General features: G+C 61.8%; 15 protein-coding genes. 11 read left to right on the top strand and 4 right to left on the bottom strand.

What is annotated here, in order from left to right; genetic code table 11:
* Positions 1-538: 538 nt before the first annotated feature.
* Both AC1Q9F_RS06875 and AC1Q9F_RS06870 read right to left on the bottom strand, forming a co-directional pair.
* Positions 539-2,014: an inorganic phosphate transporter gene (locus tag AC1Q9F_RS06875; RefSeq protein WP_007957824.1), complete on the bottom strand. Its 1,476-nt coding sequence runs from the start codon at positions 2,012-2,014 to the stop codon at positions 539-541.
* A gap of 375 nt (positions 2,015-2,389) precedes the next feature.
* Positions 2,390-2,590 (bottom strand): hypothetical protein, encoded by a 201-nt coding sequence (locus AC1Q9F_RS06870; RefSeq protein WP_007957826.1) that lies wholly within the window; start codon positions 2,588-2,590, stop codon positions 2,390-2,392.
* A 643-nt stretch (positions 2,591-3,233) separates the two neighbouring features.
* On the opposite strand from AC1Q9F_RS06870, the gene pcaR reads away from it, so the two are divergent.
* From pcaR to pcaC, 11 genes are all read left to right on the top strand, one after another.
* Positions 3,234-4,076, top strand: a complete 843-nt coding sequence (gene pcaR / locus AC1Q9F_RS06865; protein WP_007917109.1) for a pca regulon transcriptional regulator PcaR — start codon at positions 3,234-3,236, stop codon at positions 4,074-4,076.
* Between the two features lie 295 nt (positions 4,077-4,371).
* A complete protein-coding gene (gene pcaK / locus AC1Q9F_RS06860; RefSeq protein WP_007957828.1) occupies positions 4,372-5,718 on the top strand; it encodes a 4-hydroxybenzoate transporter PcaK in 1,347 nt (448 codons plus the stop codon).
* Between the two features lie 194 nt (positions 5,719-5,912).
* On the top strand, positions 5,913-6,770 hold the full coding sequence (locus AC1Q9F_RS06855) for a CoA transferase subunit A (RefSeq protein ID WP_003222404.1): 858 nt from the start codon (positions 5,913-5,915) through the stop codon (positions 6,768-6,770).
* On the top strand, positions 6,770-7,549 hold the full coding sequence (locus tag AC1Q9F_RS06850) for a CoA-transferase subunit beta (RefSeq protein ID WP_007957829.1): 780 nt from the start codon (positions 6,770-6,772) through the stop codon (positions 7,547-7,549). The genes AC1Q9F_RS06855 and AC1Q9F_RS06850 overlap by 1 nt, the downstream gene beginning before the upstream one ends.
* Complete coding sequence (pcaF, locus tag AC1Q9F_RS06845; protein ID WP_178082629.1) at positions 7,546-8,751, top strand: 3-oxoadipyl-CoA thiolase; 1,206 nt, start codon at positions 7,546-7,548, stop codon at positions 8,749-8,751. The genes AC1Q9F_RS06850 and pcaF overlap by 4 nt, the downstream gene beginning before the upstream one ends.
* Before the next feature lie 36 nt (positions 8,752-8,787).
* The gene (gene pcaH, locus AC1Q9F_RS06840) at positions 8,788-9,492 is read left to right on the top strand and encodes a protocatechuate 3,4-dioxygenase subunit beta (protein WP_007957831.1); all 705 of its coding nucleotides are present in this window, start codon (positions 8,788-8,790) and stop codon (positions 9,490-9,492) included.
* 1 nt (position 9,493) lies between these two features.
* A complete protein-coding gene (pcaG, locus tag AC1Q9F_RS06835) occupies positions 9,494-10,060 on the top strand; it encodes a protocatechuate 3,4-dioxygenase subunit alpha (RefSeq protein ID WP_492619693.1) in 567 nt (188 codons plus the stop codon).
* Positions 10,061-10,258: 198 nt separating this feature from the next.
* Entirely contained in the window at positions 10,259-11,554 is a 1,296-nt protein-coding gene (locus tag AC1Q9F_RS06830; protein ID WP_492619694.1) for an MFS family transporter, read from the top strand.
* Positions 11,555-11,601: 47 nt separating this feature from the next.
* Positions 11,602-12,966 carry a 3-carboxy-cis,cis-muconate cycloisomerase gene (locus tag AC1Q9F_RS06825; protein ID WP_492619695.1) on the top strand — a complete coding sequence of 455 codons (1,365 nt, stop codon included), beginning with the start codon at positions 11,602-11,604 and terminating at the stop codon, positions 12,964-12,966.
* A 12-nt stretch (positions 12,967-12,978) separates the two neighbouring features.
* Positions 12,979-13,770, top strand: coding sequence for a 3-oxoadipate enol-lactonase (gene pcaD / locus AC1Q9F_RS06820; protein WP_492619696.1), 792 nt, complete (start codon positions 12,979-12,981; stop codon positions 13,768-13,770).
* A 10-nt stretch (positions 13,771-13,780) separates the two neighbouring features.
* Positions 13,781-14,173, top strand: a complete 393-nt coding sequence (gene pcaC / locus AC1Q9F_RS06815; RefSeq protein WP_011332825.1) for a 4-carboxymuconolactone decarboxylase — start codon at positions 13,781-13,783, stop codon at positions 14,171-14,173.
* Between the two features lie 51 nt (positions 14,174-14,224).
* On the opposite strand, the gene AC1Q9F_RS06810 is transcribed toward pcaC, so the two are convergent.
* Both AC1Q9F_RS06810 and AC1Q9F_RS06805 read right to left on the bottom strand, forming a co-directional pair.
* Entirely contained in the window at positions 14,225-15,040 is an 816-nt protein-coding gene (locus AC1Q9F_RS06810; protein ID WP_492619697.1) for a methyltransferase domain-containing protein, read from the bottom strand.
* Between the two features lie 175 nt (positions 15,041-15,215).
* Complete coding sequence (locus tag AC1Q9F_RS06805) at positions 15,216-16,475, bottom strand: OprD family porin (RefSeq protein WP_492619698.1); 1,260 nt, start codon at positions 16,473-16,475, stop codon at positions 15,216-15,218.
* Positions 16,476-16,616 lie beyond the last annotated feature (141 nt).

Genomic DNA, 16,616 nt, shown 5'->3' with positions numbered 1-16,616 from the left:
GGCATTTTGGGCAACTTCGGTTGCCCTTTTTTTTGTGTATTGGCGGCCTTTGGGCCGACCATGCTCTTGGGGTTTTGGGTGTATATCCGTTTTTGCGGGTGTTGCGGCTTATGGTTCCGCCCTTACGGCGGGTCACTTTGGCAAACGCCCCAAAGTAACCAAAAGGCTGGGCCCCGGCGTTCGGCGCCTCGCTGAGGCTCGGCGTTCCTTCGTTCCGGGATTCATCCGGGGGCATCGCCTACGGTTTGCTTCGCTGCACCTCCTCTCGATGTGTTTGGCTCCGCCAAACGGCGCTACGCGCCCACCCCCGGATAAATCCCTCCACTCAGCCTGCCGATGGGGCCGGCACGTCAAAAGCTTTACTCGAGCTAACGCTCATCGTGTTGAGTGGTGAGGAGCGGAGGGCGGACTGCTTTTGCTTTGATCGTTCCCACGCTCCGCGTGGGAATGCAGCCCGGGACGCTCCGCGTCCCATTTCTGAAGGCAACAAAAAAGGCGTGATCCTTTCGAATCACGCCTTTTTCATTTCAGCGATCTATCAGCTACCCAGCGCCTTCGACGCCAGCCAGAATAGGCCGGCCGACAGGGCCACGGTGGCTGGCAGGGTCAGGACCCAGGCCAGCAGGATGGTTTTCACCGTGCCGCCTTGCAGGCCGCTTTTGTTGGCGACCATGGTGCCGGCCACGCCCGAGGAGAGGACGTGGGTGGTGGACACCGGCAGGCTGAAGATGTTGGCCATGCCGATCAGGCTGGCGGTGGTGATCTGGGCCGACATGCCTTGTGAGTAGGTCATGCCTTGCTTGCCAATCTTCTCGCCGATGGTCAGTACCACACGTTTCCAGCCGACCATGGTGCCCAGGCCCAAGGCCAGTGCGACCGCCAGAATCACCCAGAACGGTGCGTATTCGGTGGTGGTGGTCAGGTCTTTGCGCAGTTTGTCCAGGTCAGCCTTCTCACGAGGGGCCAGGCCTGGCAGTTTGCTGACTTTCTTCGCGGTGTCGTCCAGGCAGAGCAGGTAGCGACGCACTTCGATGCGGCTTTCCGAGGACAGCGAGTGGTAGTCGGCTACACCCTTGAGGGTGTCGAGCAGGGCGGCGATGGTCGGTTCGGTCTGTTGCGGGTTGCAACGGAATTTCTCCGGCAGGTCGCCTTCCACGCTTTTGCCCAGGGCCAGGAATTCGCCCAGGGTGTCGGCGTTGCGCTTGTAGAACTGGCTCAGGTGCAGGGTCGCGTCGCGAGTACGTTCGATCTGGTAGGTGGTGCTGTTCAGGTCGAGTACGAACTGCGCAGGCACGATACCGATCAGTACCAGCATGATCAGGCCGATACCTTTCTGGCCGTCGTTGGAGCCGTGCACGAAGCTCACGGCCATGGCCGAGATCACCAGGACCAGGCGGTTCCAGAACGGTGGGTGCTTCTTGTCGTCGATCTTGCGGCGCTGTTCCGGCGTCTTGTGCATCTTCGACAGCGGGCGCCACCATTTCAGGCCGATCAGCACCAGCGCGGCGATCAGGAAACCGGCCATCGGCGAGAACACCAGCGAGGCGCCGATATCGATCGCTTTCTGCCAGTTGACGCCGTCGGCCAGTGGAATTTCGTTGATCAGGGCGTTGGCCAGGCCGACGCCGAGGATCGAACCGATCAGCGTGTGCGAACTGGAGGCCGGGATACCGAAGTACCAGGTGCCCAGGTTCCAGGCGATCGCGGCGGCGAGCAGCGAGAACACCATTGCCAGACCATGGCCGGTGTTCACGTTGATCAACAGTTCTACCGGCAGCAGGTGCACGATGGCATACGCCACGCCAACGCCGCCCAGCAGTACGCCGAGGAAGTTGAACACGCCCGAGAAGAACACCGCCAGGTGTGGCGGCATCGCTTTGGTGTAGATAACAGTGGCTACCGCGTTAGCGGTGTCATGAAATCCATTGATGAACTCGAAGGCGAGGACAAATGTCAGGGCGAGCAGGAGGCTCACAAGCACCCAGGCATCCAGTCCGCTGAATAAATCGATCATGAAGGTTTTCTGACCCGGTCATAAGGGGGCGCGATTATGCCAGAAAAGACTGGAAATCGATCCCCTACCTGCTCATCGGTAAGCGTCTTCGCCAAATTAATTTGTATCAAGGTGCATTACCCAAGCTTTTTACAGGGTTTTGCAAGGCGTTGATTCAATTAGGAAAAATGCGATGCACCGGCGGATTGGCCGGTTGTCGGGAGGGGGGTGAAACTTGTATGAAATATCTGAGAAACGCGTCTGACATGCTCCAGACCTGTGCAATACAGGGGAGTTGGCCGCTGCCCGCGGGTAGCGGGCGCGCAAGGCATCGTCAGTCCACCGTGCTTGTAACCCGGTGAGTACGCTTACCCTCGAAAGTCTCAAAGGAAGGCATCAAGGCTCTTCGGCTTTGAGTTCCTCTTCCATTTTTTTCAGTTCTTGCTGGAAGACCTGATCCTGAACGGTAGGGCGTTTACGCCAGGCTTTGCGTTCCGGTTCGGGCTGGGCGGCGTAGGTGGTGACTTCCCCGCCGTAAACTTCCTTGTAACGTTGTTCCTGGCGCTCAAGTTCCGCGCGCAGTTCGTCTTTCGTCACAGTGCTACCTGTATGAGTTGAGATAAATGTCTGGTGAAACGCACTGCAACGAATCATTTAACCGGTTCACCAACAAGCGCTCGCCCGGACAGGCAGCGGTGTTGTCGGGAAGACGGTCAGGACTTCCATGTTGCAGGCGGCTACGGCACCAGATTAAAACTGACGCAGCATCAGTTTCCTGTTTCAGCGAGCGCGCTGGCGGTGCATGAGTAATGAGCATCAGGCGCTGGCCGGGGCCGGCAACGATGGACATCGCGCCAGCGGGTGGCACCGTCGGCAAATAAAAGCGCGGTGTCACTGAGGTGCATTATAGCGGCCGAATCGGGATTGACTATCTTTGCCAAGTTAAAAACGGTTCCGGATGTGTGATTGTTTTGTGACGTGCAACTTTCATCAATAGTTGCATCGTTGTTGCGCAGTGTTTGGTTTCTGGCGCCATTTAGTCGAACAACTAAGGCGCTTAAACCGCACCGGCGTTCCAAGTTCAAATCCGCTCTGCACAGCCCGGCCGAGGAGGTGAGGGCGATTGCGATTATCGGTCGACGGTTCGATAATCGCCCGGTGTTGGCGGTCTGTCGCTTGTGTATCCGCCGGCGAGCCGCTTGTATAGCCGTTGATCCGAACAAGAAAAAAAGGACCTGACATGAACGATCAAATGCGCAATTCCTTCACCTCGGTAGCGCCGCCGATCGTCGCTTCGCCGGCCAAGCGTATCCAGGCCCTGACCGGTGATCCGGATTTCATGACCTCCCTGGCCCGTGGCCTGGCAGTGGTGCAGGCGTTTCAGGAGCGCAAGCGCCACCTGACCATCGCCCAGATCAGCCATCGCACGGAAATTCCCCGCGCCGCCGTGCGCCGTTGCCTGCACACGCTGATCAAACTCGGCTACGCCACCACCGACGGGCGCACTTATTCGCTTCTGCCCAAAGTGCTGACCCTCGGTCACGCCTATCTGTCTTCGACGCCGCTGGCGGTCTCCGCCCAGCCGTACCTCGACCGCATGAGCGAGCAACTGCACGAGGCCTGCAACATGGCCACGCTGGAAGGCGACGACATTCTCTACATCGCCCGATCGGCCACCACTCAGCGTCTGATTTCGGTGGACCTCTCGGTGGGCGGGCGTTTGCCGGCGTACTGCACGTCCATGGGGCGGATCCTGCTGGCAGCGCTGGACGACACCTCGCTGCGCGAATACCTCGACCATGCGGAACTGGTAGCCAAGACCAGCCGCACGATTCACACCCCCGACGCCTTGCTCGAATGTCTGCAAGAAGTGCGGCAGCAGGGCTGGTGCATCGTCGATCAGGAACTGGAGCAGGGCCTGCGTTCGATTGCCGTGCCGGTCTACGATGCTTCCGGCCAGGTAGTGGCCGCGCTCAACGTCAGCACCCACGCCGGTCGCGTCAGCCGCACAGAGCTGGAGCAACGCTTTCTGCCGGGACTGTTGAGCGCCAGTCGCGACCTCAGTGCGCAATTGTTTGCCTGATGAAGCTGTTCGATAAACGCACAGAGTTGCGTTTATCGAATTGACGCTAAAACCCCCGGATCATTAATGTCGCGGCAGCGTCATCCGGCGCGAATGTGAATGAGCCCGCCGGATTGTCGACTCCCATAATAATGACAAGAGGCAACTTCCCATGCGCACGTTCCCCGACTGTCGCCGCTCCCGTTCCTGTTGCCGGTATTAGCGCAACGCCTGATTCCTTCCTTATATAGTTGTGACCGTGCCGCTCTCTGGCCGGCCGCCGTTCGACTGCGTTTTCTTGCGTGGAATAAAAATAATGAACCAGCCTCAGTCCGCTGTAGGTCACTGCCTCGACGTGCAGTCCTTCATCAACGCCCAACCGATCTCGCGCTATCAGTGGCGAGTGGTGATTCTGTGTTTCCTGATTGTGTTCCTCGATGGCCTCGACACTGCTGCCATGGGTTTTATTGCTCCAGCGCTTTCCCAGGACTGGGGCATCGACCGCGCCAGCCTCGGACCGGTGATGAGTGCCGCGCTGATCGGCATGGTCTTCGGTGCGCTGGGCTCCGGTCCGCTGGCTGACCGCTTCGGGCGAAAAGTCGTACTGGTCGGCGCGGTTTTTCTGTTCGGTGCTTTCAGCCTGGCTTCGGCCTACGCCACCAACGTCGATCAACTGCTGGTGCTGCGTTTCCTCACCGGTCTGGGGCTGGGCGCCGGCATGCCGAACGCCACCACGCTGCTGTCGGAATACACCCCGGAGCGCAAGAAGTCCCTGTTGGTGACCAGCATGTTCTGCGGTTTCAACCTTGGTATGGCCGGCGGCGGATTCATCTCGGCCAAGCTGATTCCGGCATTCGGCTGGCACAGCCTGTTGCTGATCGGCGGGATCCTGCCGCTGATCCTCACCGTGGTGTTGCTGCTCTGGCTGCCGGAATCGGCGCGTTATCTGGTGGTGCGCAATCGCGGCACCGACAAAGTGCGCAAGACCCTCGCGCCCATTGACCCGGCCACCGTCGCTCAGGCCGCGAGCTTCAGCGTGCCGGAACAGAAAACCGTAAAAGCGCGCAATGTCTTCGCGGTGATTTTCTCCGGTACCTACAGCGTCGGCACGTTGCTGCTGTGGCTGACGTACTTCATGGGCCTGGTGATCGTTTACCTGCTGACCAGTTGGCTGCCGACCCTGATGCGCGACAGTGGCGCGAGCATGGAGCAGGCGGCGTTCATCGGCGCGCTGTTCCAGTTCGGCGGGGTGTTGAGCGCGGTCGGCGTAGGCTGGGCCATGGACCGCTTCAATCCGCACAAGGTGATCGGCATTTTCTACCTGCTGGCCGGGGTGTTTGCCTACGCCGTGGGGCAGAGCCTGGGCAACATCACGCTGCTGGCGACGCTGGTGCTGGTGGCGGGCATGTGCGTCAACGGCGCGCAATCGGCGATGCCGTCGCTGGCAGCGCGGTTTTATCCGACTCAAGGTCGGGCGACCGGTGTGTCGTGGATGCTCGGGATCGGCCGGTTCGGCGCGATTCTCGGGGCGTGGATGGGCGCGACCCTATTGGGCCTGGGCTGGAATTTCGAACAGGTACTGACAGCGTTGGTGATCCCGGCCGGGCTGGCGACGGCAGCGGTGGTGATCAAGGGCCTGGTCAGTCACGCGGACGCGACCTGATATCCACGTCCATCACTCCCGCACGCGGTGCGGGAGTGATCATTAGGCAGATAACAATCTGTTCGATAAACGAACACTCAGTCGATTATCGGATTGTTTGGCGAAAATCAGCGGCTTAATCTTCAGTGACTCCGGCGCAGAACCTCGCGCCTTTTTATCACTGGCGATTCATTACAAAAACAGGAGCCCGCTCCATGGCTGAGATCCTTTCGCTGCACGACGCGGTGAAGCAATTCGTCAACGACGGCGACACCGTCGCGCTCGAAGGCTTCACTCACCTGATCCCTACGGCGGCGGGTCATGAAATCATTCGTCAGGGCAAGAAAGATCTGACCCTGGTGCGGATGACGCCTGACCTGATCTACGACCAACTGATCGGCGCCGGCTGTGCACGCAAGCTGATCTTCTCCTGGGGCGGCAACCCTGGCGTAGGTTCGCTGCACCGTCTGCGCGACGCGGTCGAGAAACAATGGCCGCATGCGCTGGAAATCGAAGAACACAGCCATGCCGACCTGGCCAATGCCTACGTCGCCGGCGCCTCCGGCCTGCCATTCGCGGTGCTGCGGGCCTACGCCGGTTCTGACCTGCCGAAGGTCAACCCGCTGATCAAATCCGTGACTTGCCCGTTCACCGGTGAAGTGCTGGCGGCGGTGCCGTCGGTGCGTCCGGACGTGACGGTGATCCACGCCCAGAAGGCCGACCGTCAGGGCAATGTGCTGCTGTGGGGCATCCTCGGCGTGCAGAAAGAAGCTGCACTGGCCGCCAAGCGCTGCATCGTTACCGTCGAAGAAATCGTCGACAACCTCAACGCCCCGATGAACGCCTGCGTACTGCCGACCTGGGCCTTGAGTGCGGTCTGCCACGTCCCCGGTGGCGCGCATCCGTCCTACGCCCACGGTTACACCGAGCGTGACAACCGTTTCTATCAGGCGTGGGATCCGATCGCACGCGACCGTGAGACGTTTACCGCGTGGATCAACGAATACATCCATGGCTGCGCTGACTTCAGCGAGTTCCAGGCCAAGTTGGCCGCTGCTTCGGAGGCCAAGTAATGACTTACACCACCAATGAAATGATGACCGTCGCCGCGGCCCGTCGCCTGAAGAACGGCTCGGTGTGCTTCGTCGGCATCGGCCTGCCGTCGAAAGCCGCCAACCTGGCGCGCCTGACCTCGTCGCCGGACGTGGTGCTGATCTACGAGTCGGGCCCTATCGGCGCCAAACCCAGTGTGTTGCCACTGTCCATCGGTGACGGCGAACTGGCGGAAACCGCTGACACCGTCGTGCCGACCGGTGAGATTTTTCGCTACTGGCTGCAGGGCGGACGCATCGACGTCGGTTTCCTCGGCGCAGCCCAGGTCGACCGTTTCGGCAACATCAACACCACCGTGGTCGGCGATTATCACCAGCCGAAAGTGCGCTTGCCGGGTGCCGGCGGTGCGCCGGAGATCGCCGGCTCCGCGAAAAGCGTGCTGATCATCCTTAAACAGTCGGCACGTTCGTTTGTCGACAAGCTCGATTTCATCACCTCGGTCGGCCATGGCGAGGGCGGCGATTCGCGCAAACGTCTGGGCCTGCCGGGCGCCGGGCCGGTCGGGATCATCACCGACCTGTGCATCATGGAGCCGGAGGAGGGCACCCACGAATTCGTGGTCACCGCGTTGCACCCGGGCGTGACCCGCGAGCAAGTGGTCGCCGCCACCGGTTGGGCGATCCGTTTTGCCGACAGTGTGGCCACCACCGCCGAACCGACCGAAGTCGAGCTGACCGCCCTGCGCGATCTTGAAGCCCGCACCGCGGCGGCCCACGGCCAGGCACCGGGAGAAGCATGATGCGCGACGTTTATATCTGCGATGCGATCCGTACCCCCATCGGTCGTTTTGGTGGCGGTCTGGCGGCGGTTCGCGCCGATGATCTGGCCGCCGTACCGATCAAGGCTCTGATGGAACGCAATCCGTCGGTGGACTGGAGCGCCATCGACGAAGTATTCCTCGGCTGCGCCAACCAGGCCGGCGAAGACAACCGCAACGTCGCGCGCATGGCGCTGTTGCTTGCAGGTCTGCCGGAGAGCGTTCCGGGCGTCACCCTCAATCGCCTTTGCGCGTCGGGCATGGACGCCATCGGCACGGCGTTCCGCGCCATTGCCAGCGGCGAAATGGAGCTGGCGATTGCCGGCGGCGTCGAGTCGATGTCCCGCGCGCCGTTCGTGATGGGCAAGGCTGATGCGGCGTTCTCGCGCAACATGAAACTGGAAGACACCACCATCGGCTGGCGTTTCATCAACCCGTTGATGAAGGCGCAGTACGGCGTCGATGCGATGCCGCAGACCGCCGACAATGTTGCCGACGATTACGAAATTTCCCGCGAGGATCAGGACGCTTTCGCCCTGCGCAGTCAGCAACGTACTGCCGCTGCCCAGGCTGCCGGCTACTTCGCCGAGGAAATCGTCGAAGTGCGGATCGCCCACAAGAAGGGCGAAACCGTGGTCAGCCAGGACGAACACCCTCGCGCCGACACCACGCTTGAAGCCCTGACCAAACTGAAACCGGTCAACGGCCCGGACAAGACTGTCACCGCCGGCAACGCTTCGGGCGTCAACGACGGTGCCGCCGCGCTGATTCTGGCCTCGGCGGAAGCGGTGAAAAAACACGGTCTGACCGCCCGCGCCAAAGTGCTCGGGATGGCCAGTGCCGGGGTCGCGCCACGGGTGATGGGCATCGGCCCGGTGCCGGCAGTACGCAAACTCACCGAACGTCTCGGTGTAGCGGTCAGCGATTTCGATGTGATCGAACTCAACGAAGCGTTTGCCAGCCAGGGTCTGGCGGTGCTGCGTGAGCTGGGGCTGGCGGACGACGCGGCCCAGGTCAACCCGAACGGCGGTGCGATTGCCTTGGGTCACCCGTTGGGCATGAGCGGCGCACGTCTGGTGCTGACCGCGCTGCATCAGCTGGAAAAGACCGGTGGCAAGAAAGGTCTGGCGACCATGTGCGTCGGTGTTGGCCAGGGTCTGGCCCTGGCCATCGAACGCGTCTGACGCAAGCCGTGACGAACAAGAACAGAGGAAAGCGAAATGACTGACAAGCCTGGTTACCGCCGCCCGCAGGAAGGCACCCAGCCGCCGTACCTGCACCCGAATTATCAATCCACCAATCTGCGCTCGCCGTCCAAGCCGTTGGTGTTCCTGCCGCACTCGCTGTCGGAAATCACCGGCCCGACCATCGGCGCCGAGCGTGTGGCCGACACCGATAACGATCTGACCGCCCAGCATCAGGGTGAACCGCTCGGCGAGCGGATCATCATTCACGGGCGTGTGCTCGACGAGGACGGTCTGCCGGTGCCGGGGATTCTGGTGGAGATCTGGCAGGCCAACGCCGCCGGTCGCTACAACCACGCCCGCGACCTGCACGACGCACCGCTGGACCCGAACTTCACCGGCACCGGCCGCACCGTGACCGACGCCGACGGCTGGTATCAGTTCCAGACCATCAAGCCCGGTGCCTATCCGTGGGGCAACCACCACAACGCCTGGCGCCCGGCGCACGTGCATTTCTCGCTGTTCGGGCCGAGCATCCTGACGCGTCTGGTTACGCAGATGTATTTCCCGGGTGATCCGCTGCTGCCGTACGACCCGATCTACAACTGCGTGCCGGACACCTCGGCCAAGGAACGCCTGATCGCCGCTTTCGATCTGGAAAAAACCATTCCGTCCTACGCCCTCGCTTATCGCTGGGACATCGTGCTGCGCGGCCGTGAAGCCACGCCGATGGAGAAATGAGATGACCCTGACTGCGACCACGTCCCACACCGTCGGGCCGTATTACCACATCGGCCTGACCTGGCTGAACCGCGAAAACCTCGCCAATGAACTGACCCTCGGCCAGCGCGTGGCGATCAGCGGGCAAGTGGTGGATGGCAACGGCGATGTCGTCAACGACGCCATGCTCGAAGTCTGGCAGGCCAACGCCGCCGGCAAATACGATCACCCGGAAGACGAGCAGGCCAAACCGCTCGATCCGAATTTCGAAGGCTTCGGCCGGGTGCCCGTGGACGCGGAAGGGTGCTTCCGTTTCACCACCATCAAGCCGGGCACGGTCGAAGGCCTGAAGGGCTCGACCCAGGCGCCGCACCTGGTGGTGCTGGTGTTCGCGCGCGGCCTGGTGAAGCACTTGCTGACGCGGATCTACTTCGAAGGCGATCCGGCGAACGTCAATGATCCGCTGCTCGAATGCGTCCCGGCCGAGCGCCGCACCACGTTGCTGGCGAAGCCGGATGCGGCGGGGGTTTATCAGTGGAATGTGATCCTGCAGGGCACTGATGCGGAAACCGTGTTCTTCGATTATTGAAAGAACACCGATCGTTCCCACGCTCCGCGTGGGAATGCATACCGTGACGCTCCGCGTCACAGTGGACGCAGAGCGTCCATGGCGGCATTCCCACGCGGAGCGTGGGAACGATCTGAGGTCCGTGTTGCTGATCCAATGTGGAACGGGACTGTTGCAAAGTGTGTCTAGACTCTCACTGTCCCTATCGAGTGAAAAACAATGACAACCCTCACCTCCCATTACACCGGTGAAGAGCGCAGCAAGCGCATCTTCGCCATTGTCGGCGCGTCGTCCGGCAACCTCGTCGAATGGTTCGACTTCTACGTCTACGCCTTCTGCGCGATCTATTTCGCCCCGGCGTTTTTCCCCTCCGACAATCCCACGGTGCAGCTGGTCAACACGGCAGGCGTCTTCGCCGCCGGGTTCCTGATGCGACCGATCGGCGGCTGGATTTTCGGCCGGGTCGCGGACAAGCACGGGCGCAAGAACTCGATGCTGATCTCGATCCTGATGATGTGCTTCGGCTCGTTGCTGATCGCCTGTCTGCCGACCTACAAGGACATCGGCGTCTGGGCGCCGCTGCTGCTGTTGTTCGCGCGTCTGTTGCAAGGCCTGTCGGTGGGCGGTGAATACGGCACCACCGCGACCTACATGAGCGAAGTCGCGCTCAAGGGCCAGCGCGGGTTCTTCGCCTCGTTCCAGTACGTGACGCTGATCGGCGGGCAACTGCTGGCGGTGCTGCTGGTGGTGATCCTGCAACAGTTCCTCACCGAAGAAGAATTGCGTGCCTACGGCTGGCGGATTCCGTTCGTGGTCGGGGCGGTGGCGGCGCTGATTTCGCTGTTCCTGCGGCGTACGCTGAAAGAAACCACCAACAAGGAAACGCGTGAGCACAAGGACGCCGGCAGCATCAGTGCGCTGTTTCGCGACCACAAGGCCGCGTTCATCACCGTGCTCGGCTACACCGCCGGCGGCTCGCTGATTTTCTACACCTTCACCACGTATATGCAGAAGTACCTGGTGAACACCGCCGGCATGCACGCCAAGACCGCCAGCTACATCATGACCGGCGCGCTGTTCCTGTACATGTGCATGCAGCCGCTGTTCGGCATGCTCGCCGACAAGATCGGCCGGCGTAACTCGATGCTCTGGTTCGGTGGCCTCGGCACGTTGTTCACGGTGCCGATCCTGCTCAGCCTGAAAAGTGTCGGCAGCCCGTTCCTGGCCTTTGTGCTGATTACCGTGGCGCTGGCGATCGTCAGTTTCTACACCTCGATCAGCGGCCTGGTGAAAGCCGAAATGTTCCCGCCGGAAGTCCGCGCCCTCGGCGTTGGTCTGGCCTACGCGGTGGCCAACGCGATCTTCGGTGGTTCGGCCGAATACGTCGCCCTGAGCCTCAAGGCCGGCGGGATGGAAAACGCGTTCTACTGGTATGTCACGATCATGATGGCCGTGGCGTTCCTGTTCAGCCTGCGCCTGCCCAAAGAAGCGAAGTATTTGCACCACGACCTTTAAAACCGATGCGCGCGGGCCACACAGGCCCGCGCCGGCAAGGACTGTTTATGACTCAGCGACCGGGCAATCAATTGTTCGATGCCTACTTTACTGCCCGCGATATGCGCGACGTTTTCTGCGATCAGGGCCGGGTGCAGGCGATGCTCGACTTCGAAGCGGCGCTGGCCCGGGCCGAAGCGCGGGTCGGGTTGATTCCGGCGGGTGCTGTCGCGTCGATCGAAAACGCCTGTCGCGCCGGGCTGTTTGATTTCGCAGCATTGGGCGAGGCGATTGCCACGGCCGGCAATTCGGCGATTCCGCTGGTCAAGGCGTTGGGCAAACAGATTGCTGCGACCGATGCCGAAGCCGAGCGCTACGTGCATCTGGGCGCCACCAGTCAGGACGTGATGGATTCCGGGCTGGTGCTGCAATTGCGTCAGGCGCTGGCGTTGATTGAAGGGGAGCTGGCGCAACTGGCCGACGCCCTCGCCATTCAGGCGCAGCGCCACGCCGCGACGCCGCTGGCCGGGCGCACCTGGTTGCAACACGCGACGCCGGTGACGCTCGGCATGAAGATCGCCGGTTGGCTAGGCGCCGTGACGCGCAGCCGTCAGCGTCTGCGCGAGCTCAAGCCTCGATTGTTGGTGCTGCAATTCGGCGGCGCGTCCGGCACCCTCGCGGCGCTCGGTGAACAGGCATTGCCGATTGCCCAGGCGCTGGCCGAAGAACTGAATCTGACCCTGCCGGAACAACCGTGGCACACCCAGCGTGATCGCATCGTTGAATTCGGCGCGGTGCTCGGCCTGATCGCCGGTAGCCTCGGCAAATTCGGCCGTGACATCAGCCTGTTGATGCAGACCGAAGCGGCGGAAGTGTTCGAACCGTCGGCGCCGGGCAAGGGCGGTTCCTCGACCATGCCGCACAAGCGCAACCCGGTGGGCGCGGCGGTGCTGATCGGCGCGGCGACCCGCGTGCCGGGACTGGTCTCGACGCTGTTCAGCGCCATGCCCCAGGAACACGAACGCAGCCTCGGTTTGTGGCACGCCGAATGGGAAACCCTGCCGGAGATCTGCTGCCTGGTGTCCGGTGCGCTGCAACAGGCACGACTGCTGGCCGACGGTCTGGAAGTCGATGCCGCGCGCATGGCCCGCAACCTCGAATTGACTCAAGGCCTGGTGCTGGCCGAAGCGGTAAGTATCGTCCTTGCGCAACGGGTCGGCCGCGACACCGCGCATCATCTGCTCGAGCGATGCTGCAAACGAGCGGTAGCCGAACAGCGTCATCTGCGGGCGGTACTTGGTGACGAGCCGCAGGTGACCGCCGAACTGAGCGCAACCGAACTGGATCATCTGCTCGATCCCGCCCATTACCTCGGTCAGGCACAGGTCTGGGTCGAGCGTGCGGTGGCCGAACACAACGCATTGTCTGACTGAAAGGAGAGGGCTGTGGCTTTCGTTCAACTCGCCGATGGCGAACTGCATTACACATTGGAAGGCCCGGTCGATGCGCCGGTGCTGGTGCTGTCGAACTCGCTGGGCACCGACCTGCACATGTGGGACGTGCAGATGCCGGCCTTCACCGAACACTTTCGCGTGCTGCGTTTTGATACGCGCGGGCACGGCCAGTCGCTGGTGACACTGGGCCCTTACAGCATCGAGCAACTGGGCCGCGACGTGCTGGCGCTGCTGGATGCGCTGCACATCGAACGTGCGCATTTCTGCGGTCTGTCGATGGGCGGCCTGATCGGCCAGTGGCTGGGGATCAACGCCTGTCAGCGTCTGAACAAACTGATCGTCTGCAACACGGCGGCAAAAATCGGCGATCCGTCGGTGTGGAATCCGCGCATCGAAACCGTGCTGCGCGACGGCCCGGCGGCGATGGTCGCGTTGCGTGATGCGTCGATTGCCCGCTGGTTTACCCCGGATTTTTCGGCGGCCAATCCGGCAGCCGCGAAGCAGATCACCGACATGCTGGCCGCGACCAATCCTGAAGGTTACGCCGCCAACTGCGCGGCGGTGCGTGATGCGGATTTCCGTGAGCAGTTGTCGTCGATCAAGGCGCCGCTGCTGGTGATCGCCGGTTCGGAAGATGCGGTGACGCCACCGTCCGGCGGGCATTTCATTCAGGAGCATGTGCGCGGCGCCGAGTACGCCGAGTTCTATGCGGCGCACCTTTCCAACGTTCAGGCCGGTGATGCATTCAGCGACCGCGTGCTGACCTTTTTGCTGGCCGATTGAGGGGATTTCCGTGGACGAGAAACAACGTTACGACGACGGCATGCAAGTGCGCCGCGCGGTGCTCGGTGATGCTCACGTCGATCGCAGCCTGACCACGCTGACCGAGTTCAACTCGGAATTCCAGGAGATGATTACCCGTCACGCCTGGGGCGATATCTGGACCCGTCCGGGCCTGCCACGTCACACCCGCAGCCTGATCACCATCGCCATGCTGATCGGCATGAACCGCGAAGGTGAACTCAAGTTGCACCTGCGGGCGGCGGCCAACAATGGCGTGAGCCGCGGCGAGATCAAGGAAGTGATCATGCAGAGCGCGATCTATTGCGGGATTCCGGCGGCGAATGCGACGTTTCATCTGGCTGAATCGGTGTGGGATGAGCTGGGTACCGAATCACGCGAGTAATCGTTGAATTCGAAGGATCGCAGCCAGTTGAAGGCTGCGATCCTTGGAACTTCACACCTTGGCAACAATGAAAATCCGCTTGAACGCAAACAGCGTATGGCCGTTTTCCTCCTGCGGATAATGCGCGTGCACCCGCATCAGGTAGTGATAAATGAAGCGCGCCTGTTCCTCTGGCGTCAGTCCCTGCATCACCGGCCGTAGCGCCGACACCTTCACCCAGTCATAAATCGGTGAGCTTCCGCGCACGACCTGTAACTGTTCGGTTTCCCAGATATCCAGCGACCGGGTCAGCGGCGCGAGCAATCGGTAGTAATCCTCCAGCGACAACAACCGCCGCGCCGCCATGCGCTGGCGCAATTGCGCAGTGCCGATGGGTCGACCGCAGGGTCCGGCATCGTCGAGGGTGTCGAGCATCAGCCGATACCACAGCGCATCGCGCCAGTCCGGCATATGCGCGGCCAGACAACCGCCAGGATTGAGGTGGCGGAGCAATCCCGGCAACAGCGTTTGATGGTCATCGATGAAGTGCAGCACGGCTGCGGCGAACAACAGGTCGGCCGGCTTGCGGGGTTTCCAGTGTTGCAGCTCGGCGTGTTGCCAGCGCGCCTTGATCGGCAGGCAACGGGCGACCTGGAGCATGTCTTTTGAACTGTCGATGCCCTTGATATCTGCCAGCGGCCAGCGATCTGCCAGAACCTTCGTGGCGATGCCGGTGCCGCAGCCCAAATCGTAAATGCGTTGAGGATTGTGCAGGTCGACGCGACGGAGCAGTTCATCGACCGGTTGTTGCCTGAGACGGGAAAACTGCTGGTACGCCCGGGCGTCCCAGTCTTTGTCGACGGGAGCCGGTTTGAGTCGGGTGATCATGAGGTGGTCCTCCGGTGATCAGCAGGGTCTTCCGATGACAACCTGGCCAAGTCTTGGGGACCGACATCAACAGATAACGGAAGCGAAGAGGGTGGAGCACCTGAGTCCTTCAGGTGAATCCACTCTACGCGTCGGCTGGCGCCGTGCCATTAATCCTGACGGATGGTGCAGAGTCCTAGAGCAGGCTGATCGGATAGCTGACGATCAGACGGTTCTCGTCGAACTCGTTGTTGCTGAAGTCACGACGCATGGTCGAGTTGCGCCACCTGACGTTCAGATCCTTGAGCGCACCGCTTTGCACGGTGTAGCCCAGTTCCGATTCGCGGCCCCATTCCTTGCCGTCGGTGATGGTGCCGGTGTGTACGTTGTCGCCGCTGATGTAGCGGTTCATCAGGGTCAGGCCCGGAACGCCGAGGGCAGCGAAGTTGTAGTCGTGGCGCAGTTGCCAGGAACGTTCCTGCGCGTTGTCGTAGCTTGAGTTGTAGCTGTCGTTGGCGAGCGTGCCGCCGCTGGTGCCGTTGACCCTCATCCAGGCGCTGTCGCCGGTGAGTTTTTGCAGGCCGACGTAGAAGGTGTTGCCGCCGTATCGGGCGGAGAACATCCCCGACCAGGTCTTGTTGTCGAGGTCGCCGGCGCGGGCACTGCCGTCGTCCTTGCCGTAGAAGAAACCGAGGTTGGCGCCCAAGGTCCAGTCGCCGATTGGCTGGCTGTGGATCAGGTTGACGTATTGCTGGCTGTAGATGTCCTTGAGTTCGGCGTTCCACAGGCCGATCTGGGTGCGCTTGTCGTTGAACACGTATTCGCCGCCCTGGAAGTTGAAGCGATCCGAGGTGAACGCGGCTTTGCCGAACATCGACATGTCGCTCATGCTGCTGTCGTCACGCGGGCTGTTGGCGCGGAACTGGCCGCCGTAGAGGGTCAGGCCGTCGATTTCCTTCGAGGTGATCTGGCCGCCGCGAAAGGTCTGCGGCAGCGAGCGGCCGTCGTCCGAGCGCAGGATCGGCAGCACCGGCATCCATTCGCCGACCTTCACTTCGGTCTGCGACAGCCTGGCCTTGAACGCCACGTTGGTGCGGCCGAAGGTGTCCGCCGGGCGCCCGTCATGATCCAGCGGCAACGCCTGGGTGCCGCCGGTGCCTTTGCCGCCATCGAGTTTCACCGAATACAACCCCAGCACATCCATGCCGAACCCGACGGTGCCCTGGGTGAAACCGGACTTGGCGTCGAGGATGAAGTTCTGCGTCCACTCTTCAGCCTTGCCCTGAGCCTTGGTCGGGTTGGTGAAGTTGCGGTTGATGTAGAAGTTGCGCAGGTTCAGGTTGACCTTGGCCCCTTCGATGAAACCGGCTTCTTCAGCCGCAGCGGGCAGCGCGACGCCGGCCAGGGCGAGGGCGATCAGGCCGGGAAGTGCGTAGGGCGCAGGGGACGTTGTCATGGGCTCGGGTCTCTCTTGTTTTTTTGGGCGAACGGGGGCGCTGCGGCCGTTTCTGAGGCGCAGGAATTCAAAGGAATCAGGGGGCGAAGCGGCGGCGATCAGCCGGATGGAGCAGGGCGCGGGAGCATGGTGTCGAACCTG

The organism is Pseudomonas sp. GW823-FHT04A03, from assembly GCF_058796615.1.
The sequence above is the reverse complement of the archived record's forward strand: the minus strand, read 5'-3'. Positions and strand labels throughout refer to the sequence as shown.

Bases quoted from the DNA above. Each gene is read 5' to 3' on its own strand.
- AC1Q9F_RS06875 (WP_007957824.1), bottom strand. From the start codon at position 2,014: ATGATCGATTTATTCAGCGGACTGGATGCCTGGGTGCTTGTGAGCCTC.
- pcaR (WP_007917109.1), top strand. From the start codon at position 3,234: ATGAACGATCAAATGCGCAATTCCTTCACCTCGGTAGCGCCGCCGATC.
- pcaK (WP_007957828.1), top strand. From the start codon at position 4,372: ATGAACCAGCCTCAGTCCGCTGTAGGTCACTGCCTCGACGTGCAGTCC.
- AC1Q9F_RS06855 (WP_003222404.1), top strand. From the start codon at position 5,913: ATGGCTGAGATCCTTTCGCTGCACGACGCGGTGAAGCAATTCGTCAAC.
- AC1Q9F_RS06850 (WP_007957829.1), top strand. From the start codon at position 6,770: ATGACTTACACCACCAATGAAATGATGACCGTCGCCGCGGCCCGTCGC.
- pcaF (WP_178082629.1), top strand. From the start codon at position 7,546: ATGATGCGCGACGTTTATATCTGCGATGCGATCCGTACCCCCATCGGT.
- pcaH (WP_007957831.1), top strand. From the start codon at position 8,788: ATGACTGACAAGCCTGGTTACCGCCGCCCGCAGGAAGGCACCCAGCCG.
- pcaG (WP_492619693.1), top strand. From the start codon at position 9,494: ATGACCCTGACTGCGACCACGTCCCACACCGTCGGGCCGTATTACCAC.
- AC1Q9F_RS06830 (WP_492619694.1), top strand. From the start codon at position 10,259: ATGACAACCCTCACCTCCCATTACACCGGTGAAGAGCGCAGCAAGCGC.
- AC1Q9F_RS06825 (WP_492619695.1), top strand. From the start codon at position 11,602: ATGACTCAGCGACCGGGCAATCAATTGTTCGATGCCTACTTTACTGCC.
- AC1Q9F_RS06810 (WP_492619697.1), bottom strand. From the start codon at position 15,040: ATGATCACCCGACTCAAACCGGCTCCCGTCGACAAAGACTGGGACGCC.
- AC1Q9F_RS06805 (WP_492619698.1), bottom strand. From the start codon at position 16,475: ATGACAACGTCCCCTGCGCCCTACGCACTTCCCGGCCTGATCGCCCTC.